Annotated in this window: 12 protein-coding genes; 1 reads left to right on the top strand and 11 read right to left on the bottom strand. The window is 52.0% G+C overall.

Annotated features, from left to right (window positions below):
- Positions 1-59: 59 nt before the first annotated feature.
- The 8 genes from Q2J34_RS07495 to ybeY all read right to left on the bottom strand — a co-directional run bounded on the left by Q2J34_RS07495 (position 60) and on the right by ybeY (position 10,003).
- Complete coding sequence (locus tag Q2J34_RS07495; protein ID WP_300969779.1) at positions 60-1,766, bottom strand: T9SS type A sorting domain-containing protein; 1,707 nt, start codon at positions 1,764-1,766, stop codon at positions 60-62.
- A gap of 240 nt (positions 1,767-2,006) precedes the next feature.
- Positions 2,007-3,929, bottom strand: a complete 1,923-nt coding sequence (locus tag Q2J34_RS07490) for an Omp28-related outer membrane protein (protein ID WP_298887467.1) — start codon at positions 3,927-3,929, stop codon at positions 2,007-2,009.
- Positions 3,930-4,256: 327 nt separating this feature from the next.
- Complete coding sequence (panC, locus tag Q2J34_RS07485; protein ID WP_298887470.1) at positions 4,257-5,117, bottom strand: pantoate--beta-alanine ligase; 861 nt, start codon at positions 5,115-5,117, stop codon at positions 4,257-4,259.
- Between the two features lie 44 nt (positions 5,118-5,161).
- Positions 5,162-6,439, bottom strand: a complete 1,278-nt coding sequence (locus tag Q2J34_RS07480; RefSeq protein ID WP_298887473.1) for an S-adenosylmethionine:tRNA ribosyltransferase-isomerase — start codon at positions 6,437-6,439, stop codon at positions 5,162-5,164.
- A gap of 31 nt (positions 6,440-6,470) precedes the next feature.
- Positions 6,471-7,892 (bottom strand): PDZ domain-containing protein, encoded by a 1,422-nt coding sequence (locus Q2J34_RS07475; RefSeq protein ID WP_298887476.1) that lies wholly within the window; start codon positions 7,890-7,892, stop codon positions 6,471-6,473.
- Positions 7,893-7,927: 35 nt separating this feature from the next.
- Positions 7,928-8,419 (bottom strand): CinA family protein, encoded by a 492-nt coding sequence (locus Q2J34_RS07470; protein WP_298887479.1) that lies wholly within the window; start codon positions 8,417-8,419, stop codon positions 7,928-7,930.
- A gap of 10 nt (positions 8,420-8,429) precedes the next feature.
- Positions 8,430-9,458, bottom strand: coding sequence for a tRNA (adenosine(37)-N6)-threonylcarbamoyltransferase complex transferase subunit TsaD (gene tsaD / locus Q2J34_RS07465; protein ID WP_298887482.1), 1,029 nt, complete (start codon positions 9,456-9,458; stop codon positions 8,430-8,432).
- Between the two features lie 17 nt (positions 9,459-9,475).
- Positions 9,476-10,003, bottom strand: a complete 528-nt coding sequence (ybeY, locus tag Q2J34_RS07460; RefSeq protein WP_298887485.1) for an rRNA maturation RNase YbeY — start codon at positions 10,001-10,003, stop codon at positions 9,476-9,478.
- 320 nt (positions 10,004-10,323) lie between these two features.
- Here ybeY and Q2J34_RS07455 point away from each other — a divergent pair, with 320 nt between their 5' ends.
- Positions 10,324-11,919, top strand: a complete 1,596-nt coding sequence (locus Q2J34_RS07455) for a leucine-rich repeat domain-containing protein (RefSeq protein ID WP_298887488.1) — start codon at positions 10,324-10,326, stop codon at positions 11,917-11,919.
- A gap of 776 nt (positions 11,920-12,695) precedes the next feature.
- Here Q2J34_RS07455 and Q2J34_RS07450 read toward each other — a convergent pair.
- The 3 genes from Q2J34_RS07450 to Q2J34_RS07440 are packed head-to-tail and all read right to left on the bottom strand — an operon-like array spanning position 12,696 to position 16,828.
- On the bottom strand, positions 12,696-13,496 hold the full coding sequence (locus Q2J34_RS07450) for a hypothetical protein (protein WP_298887491.1): 801 nt from the start codon (positions 13,494-13,496) through the stop codon (positions 12,696-12,698).
- Positions 13,497-13,525: 29 nt separating this feature from the next.
- Entirely contained in the window at positions 13,526-14,746 is a 1,221-nt protein-coding gene (locus Q2J34_RS07445; protein ID WP_298887495.1) for a bifunctional 3,4-dihydroxy-2-butanone-4-phosphate synthase/GTP cyclohydrolase II, read from the bottom strand.
- 30 nt (positions 14,747-14,776) lie between these two features.
- Positions 14,777-16,828, bottom strand: coding sequence for an LptF/LptG family permease (locus tag Q2J34_RS07440; protein WP_298887498.1), 2,052 nt, complete (start codon positions 16,826-16,828; stop codon positions 14,777-14,779).
- Positions 16,829-16,851 lie beyond the last annotated feature (23 nt).

The following is a 16,851-nucleotide window of genomic DNA, read 5'->3' as shown; positions in this document are numbered from 1 at the left end:
CTTTGTTTTGCAGCCATACTACTGTCCAGTAGTTGGCTATCATAGCATCTGACGAAGCTTTAGCGAACGATCACCTTGGAGGTGTAGACACGTAAATCGCTGAAGACGCGGACGATGTAGACGCCATCACTTAGGCACCCGAGATCCATCCTAACTGTCTCAGAGCCATCAGAAACGGTACTACCAAGCATAACACCCTCAGCAGAGTAGATGCGTACAACCTCTCCCTGAGCAGCACCTGATACAGTTACATAGCCTTCTGCTGAATTAGCATAGACCTCTAGTGGCCTGGATGAGATATCCTCAATGCCTAGGACAAATGTCGCTGAGACTACTACGTCAGAGTGAACTGTAAATCGCTTCGTCGCTGTAATGTCTTCATCTCCTGCCATCAGACGTCCTAGCGTATATCCTTTTTGGGGAGAAACCTCTACCGTCAGTTCAGTACCCTCTGGCACTTCGTCAAGATCGTCCCATCCTTTGATAACAATGTCACCACCACCATTGATATCCTTAGATACCCGATAGGTGATCAGCTCTGATCCTTCATACTCGAAGATATCATCACCAGAGCCTGGGTAGTAGTATGCCTGCCAATTCTTGTCATGAGCTAAAGCAACATCGCTCTTGAGACAAACATTTGCCTCTGAGGGAAAGTTATTAATAATGTAGAAGACACCCGGCGTGTCAGCCTCCGCACGATTAGGTAGGCTTTGGATCAACTTGATCATACCCTCACCTCGTATGTGGTTGCTTGCGCAGCACAGCATAACTAGATCGGGATTGTGAGATAGGTCTATCGTCTGCAAGTTGTTGCCAGCACAATCCAAGGTATTAAGTAGCTTATTTGCCGAGACATCAACTGTGGTGAGCTGATTGTCATAGCAGTAGAGGTAGAGCAGTTTCTCATTTTTAGAGATGTCTACCTTGGTTAGACTGTTCTTGCCACATTCTATCAGAAAAAGCTCAGGAGCAGCGGCAAGATCCAAAGAACTGATCTGATTGATCCGACAGTCCAAGAGCGTGAGTGCCTGAGTCGTTGAGATGTCAAGAGCTTGGAGCTGATTATTCGAGCAGTATAGCAAGTTTAGGCTCGGGCAGTCCTTGACGCTTAGCTCTGTCAGTAAGTTGTCCGTGCAGTATAGTCGCTGGAGGTCGTGTGAGGAAGAGAGGTCCAGCTTCGAGAGCTTATTATTCGAGCAAACCAGAGCAGAGAGCGACTTGGATGCAGGTAGAAGTAGCGAGGTGAGCTGGTTGAACGAGCAGTCCAAGATGCTGATCGCTCCACACTTTGAGAGGTCCAATGTGGTCAGATCATTGTTTAGGCAATACAGCTCTAGTAGAGAAGGGCACGCAGATAGATCCATAGCCGTCAATGCATTCTCAGAGCAGTCAAACTCTATGATACTGCCATAGACGTTGATCATCTGATTGCTTACAGTATACTGTATAGCCCTGCCATACTCAGACACCGTCTCTCCGTCGTCACAGATTTTATTGCCGTTGAGATCGACCCAAGCTTGCTGCTCCGCGGCCTCTTCAGCGACTTTAACCTTGAGTGTTATCTGCTCTCCAGCATTGCGTGACGTGGTGATCGAGATATGAGAGCCTGTTGCAGGTGCGGGTGCCGCTGTGGCTTGCGGTGAATAGCTCAGAGAGCGAGTCTCAGCAGCATATAACGTAGCTCCAAGATGAGCAGATAGTAGTGCCACGAATAGGATTGAAATAGCGAAGATCCGTCTATTTCTTGCGATAAAGAATTTCATACTATGGTTGTTTTGTGGATGTGATTGTTCTTAACGTCGCTTGGATAGCTGATGCTAGTACATAGTACGAAAGCAACAGGCTTCGCGACTTCAGTAAGGTGGAGAGTTAAACTAGTAGTGACGCCCAGAGATGAGCGTCACTACATAGTACAGCACGAGGTCAAACTCATGCCCTTATCATTCGTTGACTATAAAAGCATCTTAGCATACTTACAGCCAACTCTGAGTCTTATCTAGGTCTTAGCGAACGATCACCTTGGAGGTGTAGACGCGTAGATCGCTGAAGATGCGGATGATGTAGGTGCCTGGTAGGAGACGTGTCTCTACATTCGTTGTGACGAGTGCACCAGACATGTCGTATAGCTCGAAGGCATCAACACGACCTAGGATGTTTAGGTAGCCACCCTCAGCCGTTACGACAGGAGCTTGTGCAGGAGCTACAGGCTCGTTAGCGAGACCAAAGCCTAGAGGAGCTGTCTCAGCAGTGTGTACAGCACGGTTCTCCAATTTAGACTGCTTGATGCTTGGGTGAACGACAGCAACTACATTGCACTGGCTACCTACCCAAGTAGACTTGAGGGTACCACGTAGCGTGACAGTGAAAGTGCCGTCAGCCTCGACCTTGAGCTTGTTACCCGTAGCTGCGGTGAGGTAGAGACGAGGTACAGCCTCGTGCTTGTAGCCTTTACCAGCTCCTCGTTGGCTCCTAGCGGGGATGTTGTCCTCCGTTACGAGTACCGTTAGGTAGAGATCCTCTGGGTCAAAGCTATTCTTAAGAGCTACACCCTTGACGACTACCTCCAGCGTACCGTCAGAGATCTTCTGATTTATGCTCTCGATCTTGACGCCCTGCTTATCGTTCTTCATCTTGTTAGTCCATGCAGTAGCACCATCCTTGCTGATTCTACCGTCCTGGCTAAGAGATCGTCCATCTGGTGTAACAGCGCGGTTGATAGATATAGATGGGAAGCCAGCAAGAAGGAAGTATTGACCGAGTTCATAAGGTTCTCGTATTGACACGAAGTCTTGATTAAAGATGTGGTACGCAATATAGCTAACACGTAGTCCAGCCTCTGTCATCTGCTTGATAAAAGCGTTGATGGGAGCATCTGCTTGTGGGCAGTAAGGACAATCCTCTCCTGTAAAGCGCTCTAGGAGAACCGTCTCTCGATTAATTGCATTGTAGTCTCCAACTAGATAAGTAAGGTCTACACGATTATCTGCAAAGACATTCTTCTTACCATTGACCTGGGAGACAGCAAAGTGTAGCGTACCCATACCTTCTACCTCAGCGGGGATCTCAAAGGTGTACTCGCCCGTCTGAGTAGCTGCCAGTGCGGGAGTTACGGTATGTGAGATAGTCTTGACCTCACCTGTACCAAACTGATAGGTGAGATCGAAAGAGGTGATCTCGTTCATACCGATGTTGCGGAGAGAGACCTTCGGAGAGACCTTTTCACCTACTTTGATCTTGCTGAAGTTGCCCTCAACAGCGGTTAGGTAGCCTAGATCCTGTAGTTTGCTCTCATCCTTTAGTGTGACGAAGATCTGTGCAGAGCCGACGTTAGAGCCCATAGCGTTGAATAGGTTAAAGGCACGCTCATTCTCCTTATTCTTCTCTGTTGGGAAAGGATCTGTACCCGCAGCTATATATAGCGCATCTTTGATTTCGCTTTTTCCATCGAAGGGGAGAACGTATGCATCTTGTCGGGTACTACCTACAGGCTTTGTGGCAAAGCCTACGAGGTAGCGCTTGCCCGCCTCAGTAGCAAAGGGTGTCGTGAGGGTCATCTCATTAACGCCAACAGCGATCTCGCACTTCTGGTTGTAGAGTGTGGTCTTACCATCTTCTGAGAGTATGAGGAGGTAGGCGACCTTGTCAGCCTTAACTCCTGGGAAAGAGATCTTCTCAATCTTATTAGCACCTACGTCGGGTAGCAGGATGTAAGCAGAGATGTAGATGTTTGTTGCACCGACGCCAACGGCCCCAGTCTCTGCGTTGCGATCAGCAAAGCCAAAGCCAGTCAGGGTACCGCCAGCACGTAAGGATGTGCCTGCAGGTGCTGCCTGCAGACGTGGCGTTACAGGCTCCTGAGCCGTACTCACTGTGACGGCTATGAGGAGCGTGAGGAGTAAACTCCAGAGGGTAGTTGTTTGTTTCATAATAGATTGTTTAATCTGTTTGTTATTATGTCTTTAGAAGATGTCTTAGACTCGTGTGCTAGTAGGTGTGAGTGTCCTGAGATTAGTGCGTGGCGTCTCGTCATCCCGACAGCCTGTAGCACCAGCGAGCTATTATGATGGCAAATATAGTGTTTTTTATCGAAACAACAGACAATTCAGTAACCAGTGAGTTCGCAAATCTCACGAGCGATGGTCTCTCCGAGCAGTTTCACCCTAGTGGCACTGATGGTTAGCTTCAGGAAGAGTAGAAATAGGGGCGAACCTCGCGAGGTTCGCCCCCTGTCGATACGTTTGTAGATTGGTCAGCTAGTTGACTGAGGTCTCGTAGTGGATGTTGTCGATGAGACGAACCTCGCCGCAGTAGCAGACGATGCAGCCGACGGGGTCGCTGCTATCGCTCCACGACTCGAGGGGACGAAGGGTCTTGCCATCGACAATCTGGTAGTACTCGGGGCGCAGGAGCGGATGCTCTGCGAGGCGTGAGACGACGAAGTCAACGACTTCACGTGGCGAGTGTGCTGGAATGAGCTCTTGGCTAGCTACAAGTGTGTCGTGGATGCGGGGCGCTACGTCACGCTGCTCGCTGGTCAGGAGGAGGTTACGGCTGCTCAGAGCTAGTCCGTCAGCCTCGCGGATGATGGGACAGCTGTGTATCTCTACGGGCAGAGCGAGTTGGCGAACCATCTCCCGCACGATAGCTATCTGCTGGAAGTCCTTTTCGCCAAAGAAGGCGACATCGGGCTGCACGAGCATAAAGAGCTTGCTCACGATCTGTGCTACTCCGTTGAAGTGTCCTGGGCGATGCGCTCCTTCCATCGTCTCTCCGAGGAAGCCGAAGTCAAACTGACGGGTATCCGCCTCGGGATACATCTCCTCGACAGTGGGCAGGAAGGCGATGTCTACCTGAGCGTCACTTAGACGCGCTAAATCTTCCTCTGGTTTGCGGGGATAGGTGCGCAGGTCTTCGGGGTTGTTGAACTGCGTGGGGTTGACAAATACGGATACGACGACGATGTCGTACTGCTTTCTAGCAGCTGCCACTAGGCTGAGGTGTCCCGCATGCAGGGCACCCATAGTCGGCACTAGCCCTACACGGGCTGAGGGGTTCTCCTGACGTAGCTTAGAGAGTTCTTGCTGTAGCGCAGCAACCGTTGTAATGACTTTCATTTGAGTGTGATATGCTGAAAGGGTGTGTATGATTTAATTTCTATTTATAGGTCTTGTCGATATAGCAAGCAGGCGTCGCCATAGCTGAGGAAGCGGTAGTGCGCATCAGCGAGGGCATGCTCATAGAGCGTGCGCCAGTGGGGACCGATGAGTGCCGAGACGAGCAGCAGGAGCGTGCTCTTAGGTTGGTGAAAGTTGGTCACCAGGATGTCTACCATCTGATAGTGATAGCCTGGGGCAATGAGTAATGCCGTGGAGAAGGTGAGCCGATCAAGCCCCTTGTGGCGCGCATAGCGGAGCAACAGTTCCAGCGCCTCACGACGTGACGGCAAGGCTGCGCCACAGCTCTGACGCATACGGTAGCTATACCACTGATCTAGGTGAAAGGGCTCTGCCACTTCCCCACCCTCCTGCTCTGCTTGCTGCAGTGCAACGGCAAACCAGTAGAGGCTCTCCAAGGTGCGTACCGAGGTGGTGCCAATGGGTACAAAGGAGCTATCAATATGCTCTAGGAGCGTCTCCAGCGTTGCTGTCGGCACGCTGCAATACTCGCTGTGCATCTGATGGTCAGCGACCTGACGACCCTTGACCGGTAGGAAGGTGCCGGCACCGACATGGAGCGTTAGCTCGGTGATGCGGTGTCCCTCGGCTAGGAGTCTGTCATCAAGCTCTGGCGTGAAGTGTAGCCCCGCCGTCGGTGCCGCCACAGAGCCCTCAATGCGTGCGTAGACGGTCTGATAGTCGGTGAGGTCGCTGCTCTCGGTCTCTCGATTGAGGTAAGGAGGGATGGGTAGCTGACCGCACAGCTCTAGTATCTCGCCAAAGGTTTTGCTCTCGTCGCTCCAGCTGAAGGTGACTACGTCTGGCATCTCCGCCTCCCTACTCGCTTGTAGCGTGATCGTTTGTCCGCCAGCTAGTGGGAGTGTACAGGAAATAGTTTGCTCGGGGCGCCACTTCTTCGAGTTGCCCACGAGGCAGTGCCAGGAGCATGATCCGAGCGAGGCAAGACTCTCCTCGTAGCTAACCGGTTTGTAGGGGTCTAAGCAAAGTATCTCGATGCGGGCACCCGTCGCTTTGACAAAGAAGATGCGCGCCTTGATGACCCGCGTATTGTTGCGAATGAGGAGCGCATGAGGCGGGAGCAGCTGTGGCAGCTCAGCAAAGGTGTGGTCCTCCAGCCTCCCCGTAGCATCGCTCAGGAGGAGGCGACACTGGTCACGCTCCGCCAGCGGATGCGCTGCGATACGCTCGTCGGGGAGCGGGTAGTCGTAGTCGTTGATGTCTATATCGACCCAGTGCTGCGTATGAGGCTTGTCACACATACTCTCGACCTTCTGATTAGCTTTTGCGGTACTACTCCAGCGTCACGTAGCAAGACTCTTGCAGCTTAGGCTCTACGACGACACGCTGCATCACGCCGTCACGCAGGTAGTCGATGGTGACACCCGTGCGGGGTGCTGTCGTGATCCAGGGGTTGAAAGCAAAGAGGTAGCTAAAGCCTCCGAAGTACTTATCCTTGTCCAGGAGCTTAGCGACTCGAGCATAGTCCTCCGAGTCCCAATAGCGGCAATTGGTTGGTCCATCTTTGATTGCAAAGGGATGCTCATGCGTGCGGCAGGCCATGCTCTTCTTGACAAAGGCCAGATAACCCTTAGAGAGTTCATCGGCCGTGCCTAGAGGGCGGCCGTTGATAGCTACGATCTCATCGCCAGCACGTAGCCCTGCCTCGGCAGCAGGTGAGTGCAGCGATAGCGAGTGGATGGTAGAGATGTTGTTTGCCCGATAGTTGATCCCCAGCGACAGATGCCTATGGGTGGCAAAGCGCACAACGAGCGAGTTGAAGTAGCGCGTGAAGGGGAACTGCAAGAGCATCACTGGCACCGTCAGAGCGGTGTAGTCGGTCAGCGTATAGTCGTCAGCGAGCAGCTCCTCGGCTTCGCTCGTCCATAGCATCTTGCGCTCGTTGACACCACTATATATAGTAACGCCAAACTTCAAGTAGAAGCGCGCCAGCGTCTTGTCGCTCCCCATCGGTAGGATCGGCAGCTCGACGAGCTTATGCGCCTTGGGGTCGATGCGTAGCGACGTTTGCACGGCAGAGCGACGAGCGGCAGCAGCGTCGTAGGCACTGTTTTCGGTGATACTATAATAGGTATCTACGAGGAGGTCAGGATTCTTCTGATCGTAGGTCAGCCCTAGAGCTTGTAGCTCCTCAGCGAGTTGCTGCTCGATGAGCGCATCCCGATTGGTGTACTGCTTGTTGGTGCGCACGAAGCCAAAGGTCTCATAGTTGATCAAGTCTGTCTTGCCCTCCGTACCTGTGCTGATGGGGTAAGAGATCAATATATCGGACTCATCCTCTAGGCTGTACATGCCAAAGGCACGAGCGATGTCCCGCTCTGTGAGTGCATCGGCAGGCTGAGCCGTCGGCTTGAGATGACGTACAACACGGTGGTAAGCAAAGTTGGAAACAACTAGGAGTAAGTCGTCAGAGACTTCCCCCTCGCCTTGCAACTCGCGAATCATATCCTCCTCGGACATCTTAATGGTTTCGTGTCCATTGATCGCCTCGATGATGTCGCCCTCACGCAGGCCAGCCTGTGCTGCGGGGCTATTGGGATAGACGGTCAGGATGACAGGGCGGTTGGCTCCCCAGTTGTCGTTGTAGCTCATCTGATACTCTAGACCGACGTAAGCCTTCTGAGCTTGCATGGTCAGGGCAAAGGAGCAGAGTGCTAGGATAAGTAGCAATGTGGTGTGGTATAGTCGCTTCATGGTAGTCTGTTCTTTGAGTGTGTTGATGAAAAGGTTTACTCCAGCTCCAAGTGATAGAGCTGATTGATAACCTCGCAATAGGTCTGCCGTACGATCTCTTGCCGTGAGCCTGTGAGCTGCAAGCGCTCCGAGTAGATGCCCTGAGGTGTCGCTATAGCGATGCAGACAGTCCCGACGGGTGTAGTAGCCGTTCCACCAGCTGGTCCAGCCACGCCTGTGGTCGCTATGCCGATGACGCTACGACAAGCTTGACACGCTCCACTAGCCATCGCCTCAGCAACCTCTCGGCTCACGACGCCATACTGCTCGATGGTGGCGGCTGGCACATAGGCTAGTCGCTCCTTGAGCTCTATCTGATAAGTCACGAGGGCGCCTTGGAACCAGTGCGAACTGCCCGCATGCGACGTCAGCTGGCTCGCTATATAGCCACCCGTACAGCTCTCGCAGGTCGAGACGCTCTCGTGCTGCTCTAGCCAGTGTGCTATGAGACGCTGTAGCTGCTCTTCTGTCGTCTGAGGGGTGGACATAAGATGTGGGTTAGATCGTTGTCTTGGCAAAGGGGACGGCCTCTATCGATCCGTAGGCTCCTCGCTCATAGGCAAAAGTGCCCGCCATGGCAACCATAGCTGCATTGTCTGTCGTAAAGGCAAAGGGCGGTATGTAGACCTGCCAGCCGTAGCGCTCGGCATAAGCGTGGTAAGCGTCACGCAGCCCCGTATTGGCCGAGACACCACCAGCCACAGCGATGTGCTTGATGCCTGTCTCCTTGCTGGCGCGCAGTAGCTTGCTCATGAGGATGTCGATGACCGTCTTTTGGAGTGAGGCGCAGAGATCCGCTTTGTTTTTCGCAACAAAGTCAGCATCCTTGGCCAGTTCATCCCGTAGCGTATAGAGGAAAGAGGTCTTCAGCCCGCTAAAGCTGTAGTCCAGCCCTGGCACCTGAGGCTTGCTAAAGTGAAAGCGCTCCGCGTCGCCCTCATTGGCGAGCTTATTGACGATCGGCCCCCCAGGGTAACCGAGTCCCATCACCTTGGCGCACTTGTCAAAGGCTTCGCCGGCCGCATCATCGATCGTCTGACCCAGTATGCGCATATCATCAGGTGCATTGACCTGTACGATCTGTGAGTTGCCACCCGAGACGAGTAGGCAGAGGTAAGGAAATGGCGGGGGTGTGTGTGGCTCCTCAGGCTTAGCAATAAAGTGTGCGAGGACGTGTGCCTGCAGGTGGTTGACCTCGACGAGTGGGATCTGGAGTGCTAAACTCAGTCCCTTGGCAAAGTTTGTCCCGACGATGAGTGACCCGAGAAGACCGGGTCCACGAGTATAGGCAATTGCGTCAAGATCGGCCAGCGTGACACCAGCCCGTGCTATCGCTTGCTGTACGACGGGGACGATGTTTTGCAGATGAGCTCGTGAAGCCAGCTCAGGCACCACGCCTCCATATTTGCTGTGTACCTCTTGACTTGCGATCACATTGCTACAGAGTAGTCCACCCCGTAGCACAGCTGCCGAGGTATCGTCGCACGAGCTCTCGATACCTAAGATGAGAGAAGATGAAGATGTCATGATGCTGTGGGGTGAGATTAGTTGGCAACCTGGTAGTCTGCGCACACCTTGTCGACATACTTGAAGAACTTCGACCCGCCCTGACTAAGGAAGTAGTCGCGTCCCTCCAGCATCTCGACCAGCTGCATGAGTGCTCTATCCTCGGCCATACGCATCAGCTCCCGCTCGGAGTCGGTCTGATCATCGATGCCCAAGAGGTGCAAGATACCATGTATCATCACACGGTATAGCTCCTGCTGGAACTGCACGCCCAGCTCCTGCGCATTGGTCGCAACCGTGTCGATGCTGATGAGTATGTCGCCATAGATTGCATCGTCGCCCTCCCGCTCACTCTCTCTGGGGAAGGTGATGACATCCGTGTAGTAGTCATGCTGGAGAAATGCTTTGTTTGCCCTCAGGATACCTTCATCGTCAGTATACTGAAAGTTGATCTCCCCGACCGTACGATTCATCTCGTCACATACGCGGCGCATCCAACGGTTGGCGATCTGCCGCCGGATGGGAGGCATCAACACATCGTTGTCCGAATAGTAGTTAAATTGCATATCTCGTCTCTTAAGTCTATCTGCATGCAGGCATCGCTTGCAATCTTATGAGGCTGTTGACATAGACAGCCTCGTATGGTATTGCAAAGGTAATGTTTTCTTTAGACTTACACAGCGTAACGCGAGGTGCGTCCACTTCGCAACTCTCACGAGTAACGATTTGAGGGATCAGGGAGTCTGACTATATGATGCATCATTCGACTAAAAAATGTAACTTCGCCCAATAGAAGGAGCAACGGTACAATGGCGTCGTTGAGCTGGTCTGCGTACTGCTTTGCCTTTCCATTTTTTTACCACTATAACCTCAACCATATTCTCTTATGAAAGCAAAACTACCTTTATTACTAAGCCTCATGACCTTGCTCGGCTTAATGAGCAACCCTCTAAAGGCTCAAAGCAATGAGCTACCCGTAGTCACGATCTACACCAACTGGAAGAGTGACCAAGAGGGGGCTATCCACCTATCTCTCTCTGGCTCTGAAAAAGACTTTGAGACTACTTACATTGATGCTGGCTATGGCAAGAAGAAGCCTACAGAGGTAGATCAAGATGGTGCCATACCTGCAAAGGGCAACGTCATCAAGATCTATGGCCACTTTGAGGGTATCAGCACACCCACCGACATTACCAAAAAGATCGAAGTCACTCCAAACGACTTTATCAAGGAGGTCAACATCTCTCTGACGCCCCTCGAGGAGCAACCCGACCTGAGTAAGTGCCAAGCTCTCACACGACTCACGATGATGGCGTGTGAGCTCAAGAGCATCGACTTTGACAAAATCCCTAGCACTATTACGACCCTCCAAGTCCTCGTCAACGACCTCTCTGAGATAGTCCTACCTAGTATGCCTAACCTTAATGAGCTGAGTGCTGGATCTTGTCCTAACATGAGCAAGGTTGACGTCTCCAGAGCACCTAATCTGACTAGACTAGACATAGGGGGCTTGCCCATGCTCACAACCTTGGATCTATCTAAGAATCCTAACCTAATCTACCTCGCAGCATACGACTGCGCACTGCCAAAGATCGACCTCTCTAACTGCAATAATCTAGAAAACATATCGCTCTCGGGCAATAAGCTTTCGCAGCTCAAACTGGGGAATACTGAAGACCTAGAGATCCTTGAATTGGCCAACAACAAGCTCACAGGGATCGATCTGACGAAGATGCCAAAGCTGAAGTCGCTCAGCCTACGTGCGAACACGCAAATCAGCTCTATCGATCTATCAAACAACCCCGACCTAATGATCTTTACAGCAGATAGTACAGCGATCAAAGAGATCAAGGTCAACCACCTGAAAAGCCTTGAGACGCTCGACCTCGGTGCTACGCAGCTGACCAAACTCGATATATCGGGTATGTCTGCACTCCAAAACGTATCCATAGAGTGCTGCTACTCAGTTACCGAGATCAACTTTGCAAACGCACCTCTACTGACCAACATACTAATTGACGGAAACAAACTATCCTTCGATCAAACGGCACAGATGGCCAAAGACTTGCCAGAGGCTGATATACAGATGGGACCTTTCATTGGTGTCTATGCACAAGGAGACCCCAAGGAGGGCAACCTCATGCACGAAGAGGCTGTCGAGCTGTGCCGTAGTAAAAACTATGCGGTAATGCAGAAAGACAGTGAGGGCGAAGTGTATGACTATAACGGTATCCCGGCATCTATTGATCCGATCACAACACCCAAGCTGAGCTATCGTGATGCGGGAGCGCAGATCGTAATAGATCTAAGTACTATAAATAAGAGAGTCTCTGCCGCACACCTCTATAATATGAGTGGTGAACTCATCAGGAGCTACGAGCTCTCTAGCGGATCCCTCGAGATAGACAAGAAGGAGCTACAACAAGGGGCTCACTACTTGATCCACATAGAGGGGATAGGGTCACTCGTACTGCACCTCTAAGCCGATCAGCTAGAGAAAGGTGTCCTCTCCTTGTGGATGGTTGGACTGGGACTGTAAACTCCGTCTAGTCCGACCCACAAGGGGTCGACCTGCTACCACATTCGCCTATCCATCGGTCGTTCGGGGCTTTGCCCCTCCGACTAGATACTAGCCGTGATTGAGTCCTGAACGGACGCACGAGAGTGTCTCGTGGGAGGGCGTCCGCCCCCATTAATATCACGACGCTGTAACCTTTGACACAACGGACGCTCAGGTCGAGCGTCCCTACAGGATTTCGTCACGGCTAGTGTCAAGTGGGAGTGCGTATGTTGGCTTTTGGCTGTTGGCTAGAACTACTAGAGTCACTAGTAGCACTAGAGTCACTAGTGCCTCTAGCCCTCTAACCTCTATTTACATATCTTTACGGGGAAATTCGTCCGATTCCCTCCTTTCTCGAATATCCACGTGGGAAATCTCAAATCTCCACGTGGATATTTTTCTTTTTCCACGTGGGCGTGATTCATTTCTTCCGAAGTTTCATTTCATTCCTCCGAAGTTTCATTTGATTCCTCCGAAGAATTTTTTATTCTCCACGTGGAGATTTTGAAATATCCACGTGGAAATCACTTTTCCCCGACACGGTGCCGTTTTGATATGTAGTCGGTTCTAAATTATTGTAACAGGCAACCCTGCAGCGTAATGGAAGAAGGCACCTGCCCCAAACGAGGAGCAGATGCCTTCCTTATTATATTATGTACAGACGAGGGGCGTTGATGCCCGCAGCGTGTGGCGCAGCGTTAGAGTAGGCGGATCGAGGTGATCGTATTTGAGGCGACCTCTGCCTGGACACCCTGCACGTTGCCTGAACCCTTGAGTGCTACTGTACCGAATGTATTCTTGATCATACCCGTCTTGCGGTCGAGGACGATATTGTCTATGCCATTGCCCTCAATGACCAAGCCCTCTACAGTGGCGGTCGTCTTGCCGTTGGCACGGAATGTATAGTCTGTATCAGATACAGCTATCAGTGTGACGACACCCTCGTACTTCGTACTAGCATCTTCGCCTGTGAAAAGCGGACTATTGACCGTGAAGGATTCACCCTGTGCTATCGGCTCTGCGGGGAAGAATGCTGGAACCATAGCCATAGAGATAACACCCTTCTTGACTAGGTCATCTACCGCCTCGCCCTCAGGCTCTCCTAGGGGCTTAAGCTTAGCGTCCACCCACTGAGTAATCTTCTGATTGACCATCTTACGCATCTGAGTCGTTATTTCGTCTTTAGCCTCTGAGTCAGTATCCACATTCATCTCCTGCCCCATAGAGCTGGAAGATATTTGGACACGATCGATGTTGATCTCCATCAGGTAGTTACCATCCTTGACGTCCTGTACCTTATAGGTATAGGTGACAGTTTGGTTTTGCTTGATCTCCATCTGCTGACCCATCATAGAGATAGTCATAGGATTGTTGGCTGTCACCTGATAGGTGAAGGTCTGTCCCTTCTTGAGGTTCAGACGTAGATCATACTTCTCCTGTGCGAAGACAGAGGTCATCACACCGAGTAGTAGCAGGGTGGATAGAATGAGTTTCTTCATAGTTCTATTGTGGTTTGATTATACGTTGTTTACTTGACGTTGTGCAGGTCATGTCCCATACGCACCTTCTTGGTATGCAGGTAGTGGGCATTGTACTGATTGGGCTCGATCTCTAGAGGCACAGTCTCCACGACCTTCAGCCCGTAAGCCTCGAGGCCGACGCGCTTGACTGGATTATTGGTCATCAGGCGCATCTCGGTCACACCAATAGCACGGAGTATCTGAGCACCGACACCGTAGTCACGCTCATCCACCTTATGCCCGAGATGCAGGTTAGCATCGACCGTGTCAAGTCCCTCGTCTTGGAGCTTGTATGCCTTGATCTTGTCCATCAGCCCGATGCCACGCCCCTCTTGGTTGAGGTAGACGATGACGCCTGCGCCCTCCTGCTCGATGATCTCCATAGCCTTGTGCAGCTGCTCTCCGCACTCGCAGCGCAGACTACCGAAGATGTCTCCCGTAGCGCAACTGCTGTGCATACGAACGAGCGTAGGCTTATTGGCAGAGATATCACCCTTGATGAGGGCAATGTGCTCTAGTCCGTTGCTCTTCTGGCGGAATGGTATGATGTCAAACATACCCCACTCGGTCGGAAGCTTAGCTCTCACACCCTCCTCGACGATGCAGTCCGTCTTGAGACGGTAAGCGATGAGATCCTCGATGGAGACGATCTTCATATCCCACTGCTTAGCAATCTCCACGAGCTGAGGGAGACGCGCCATGGTGCCATCCTCATTAATGATCTCAATGAGCGCACCGACAGGCTGCAGACCAGCGAGACGCGCTAGGTCGATAGCCGCCTCCGTATGACCAGCACGACGCAACACGCCACGATTGCGCGCCCGCAGCGGGTTGACATGACCTGGGCGAGCTAGGTCTGTCGGCTTGGTATTAGGATCTGCTAAAGCTTTGATCGTCATGGCACGATCATACATCGAGACTCCAGTCGTACAGCCGTGACCGATGAGATCGACCGTAACGGTAAAGGGAGTCTCGTGTAGCGATGTATTCTCATGCACCTGCATATTGAGTTCGAGCTGGGCTGCACGCTCCTCGGAGATAGGCGTACAGAGTACACCACGCCCGTAGCGCATCATAAAGTTGACCTTCTCGGGTGTTATCAGTTCGGCAGCCGTGATGAAGTCCCCTTCGTTCTCACGATCCTCGTCATCGACAACGATGACAAACTTGCCCGCTTTGAAATCTTCGATAGCCTCCTCGATGGAGTTTAGTTTGAAGTCTTGGTTCATATTCTAGGAATACTATATATAAGGAGCAGATCACGCTGTCTGTGACTCGATCTGCTTGACAATATGGTTCAATATGGGTGGCATCTGATGTAGCTGTCTCTTGTTGCGCCACAAAGCAATGGCTAGGTATAGCATCACCAACAAAGAGACTGGTAACAAAGGTATGCAAATCCAGACACATAACCTATTTTGCCAAAGAGGATTTGCAAAGGTTTTGCCTAGCATAGGTAGGCTCAGGAGCTGTGCAAAGATATACTTGTCGGGATAGTTGTGCAGCGTCTCGACAGTCTCCTCTAGCTGCTGGTAGAGCTGCTGGTAAGCTTTGGCAAAGTCGGGCAGACGATCCAGCCTCAGACCCCTACTCTGGGCATAAGTCTTATGGAGCAGTGCGTCCATCTGACTTTGTAGCTGCCCTATCTCACGTAGCACCTCCTCAGAGGTGGCGGGCTGCATGATAATCTCCTTGTACTCCAGTTGTCTTGAGTAGTTCGGGTGGAAGATGCGACGGAAGAGGACCACGTAGGCATCGGCATTGAGCGTAGCTGAGTCTCTCGAAGCCTTGTAAGTGAGGAAAGCTCCCAGCGGTAGGATCACGGCACTCGACAGCCACATACCCGCCCAGACAGGGATCTGCCCGCTATTAATCATCTTCAGACCAAAGGTGTCGATGACGTAGTAGATAATGAAGATAAGCACCGCCAAGACCATCGGCGTACCCACGCCTCCCTTACGTACGATAGCTCCCAGCGGAGCACCAACGAAGAAAAAGAGCAGACAAGCCACAGGGAAGGTGAACTTGCGGTGCATCTCCTGCGCATTGACGCGGTAGTCCGAGGCGGCATCGTCATAGTAAGTGTCGGCAATCTGCACCGACGAGGAGAGGCTCTCGAGCCACTCTAGAGCCTGCTTGTAGCCTAGCAACTTCTCCTGATCGGAGGCTCTATCCATCAGTGTATCTATCGTATAGGGTGGCGGCGAGGCGTGACTAGTCTCAGCCCCTAGCAGCTCATCATGGCTCAACCGACGAGCCGTAACTGGCGCAAAGGGACGATGCGAGAGTTGATCCTGCTTTAACCACGCAGCAGCCTGTAGGTTAGCACCAGGCATTGTCGAGCCCATCTCCGTAGAGACAGGCGGAGGAAGCTTGGTATGTATCTCAAAGAGCACGTTGCTCCCCACCTGACGCCCCACGCTGTCTGTCGCCATGCGGGTGCTATCGCTGTAGACAATCAGCTCTCGGAGGTTCTTACCGACGAACTGAGACTTGAGGTAGTCATCGCCCATCATCTCAAAGTTGGCATCAAAGGGGATGAAGATCACCTTCTCCGTAAAGTGCTCCTTAATATAGGAAGCGGGTCGCTCATCTGACGCTTGACTGCCTGGGATCAATGTCGTCTGACTGCTGAGCTGCTCAAAGCTCTCACCACTCCTGAGCGACATAATGAGATAAAGCTTACTCTCGTCCATCAGCAAGCGACCCGTATCGGCTAGTATGATACGGGGCGTGCGTTGCTCTGAGAGGTCGTAGATCATCACATTGTAGAGGGTACTGGACGCTGGGTCTTTGTCCGCTACATAGATACTGTAGCCATCGATGCCGTTGAAGAAGATACCCTTCGGTATCTCCAGCTCAGGACGTGCATAGCGCACCGAGAAGAGTATCTGATATACTCGCACGCTTGCCTTCTGTACGCCCCTGTCTAGGTAGACGAATAGTCCCAAAGCTATACAAGTCACGAGGATTACCAGGGGCTTCATGATCTTGCTCAGCGGCACGCCTGCCGACTTCATGGCCAGCAGCTCCAGTCGCTCACCGAGATTACCGAAGGTCATCAACGATGCCAGCAAGACGCCCAGCGGCACAGCCGTAGGCAAGACGTAGAGCCCAGCGTAGAAGATCACCTCCAGCAGCACCCCCACATCCATTCCCTTGCCGACCAAGTCGTCGACATGTTGCCAGAGGAACTGCATCAAGACGACAAACCAGCAGATCAGCAGGGTCATCAATAGGAGAGGCAAGAAGGACCTCACCATAAAGATGTGCATGATCTTCGGCCGCAGACGCATACCTCTTACTTGCATGATCGTAGGATTGGGTAGGAGTA

Origin of the sequence: Porphyromonas vaginalis (assembly GCF_958301595.1) — a bacterium.
GTDB lineage: Bacteria > Bacteroidota > Bacteroidia > Bacteroidales > Porphyromonadaceae > Porphyromonas > Porphyromonas vaginalis.
The sequence above is the reverse complement of the archived record's forward strand: the minus strand, read 5'-3'. Positions and strand labels throughout refer to the sequence as shown.

Bases quoted from the DNA above. Each gene is read 5' to 3' on its own strand.
- Q2J34_RS07450 (WP_298887491.1), bottom strand. From the start codon at position 13,496: ATGAAGAAACTCATTCTATCCACCCTGCTACTACTCGGTGTGATGACC.
- Q2J34_RS07440 (WP_298887498.1), bottom strand. From the start codon at position 16,828: ATGCAAGTAAGAGGTATGCGTCTGCGGCCGAAGATCATGCACATCTTT.
- Q2J34_RS07455 (WP_298887488.1), top strand. From the start codon at position 10,324: ATGAAAGCAAAACTACCTTTATTACTAAGCCTCATGACCTTGCTCGGC.
- Q2J34_RS07480 (WP_298887473.1), bottom strand. From the start codon at position 6,439: ATGTGTGACAAGCCTCATACGCAGCACTGGGTCGATATAGACATCAAC.
- panC (WP_298887470.1), bottom strand. From the start codon at position 5,117: ATGAAAGTCATTACAACGGTTGCTGCGCTACAGCAAGAACTCTCTAAG.
- Q2J34_RS07495 (WP_300969779.1), bottom strand. From the start codon at position 1,766: ATGAAATTCTTTATCGCAAGAAATAGACGGATCTTCGCTATTTCAATC.
- ybeY (WP_298887485.1), bottom strand. From the start codon at position 10,003: ATGCAATTTAACTACTATTCGGACAACGATGTGTTGATGCCTCCCATC.
- Q2J34_RS07445 (WP_298887495.1), bottom strand. From the start codon at position 14,746: ATGAACCAAGACTTCAAACTAAACTCCATCGAGGAGGCTATCGAAGAT.
- tsaD (WP_298887482.1), bottom strand. From the start codon at position 9,458: ATGACATCTTCATCTTCTCTCATCTTAGGTATCGAGAGCTCGTGCGAC.
- Q2J34_RS07475 (WP_298887476.1), bottom strand. From the start codon at position 7,892: ATGAAGCGACTATACCACACCACATTGCTACTTATCCTAGCACTCTGC.
- Q2J34_RS07490 (WP_298887467.1), bottom strand. From the start codon at position 3,929: ATGAAACAAACAACTACCCTCTGGAGTTTACTCCTCACGCTCCTCATA.
- Q2J34_RS07470 (WP_298887479.1), bottom strand. From the start codon at position 8,419: ATGTCCACCCCTCAGACGACAGAAGAGCAGCTACAGCGTCTCATAGCA.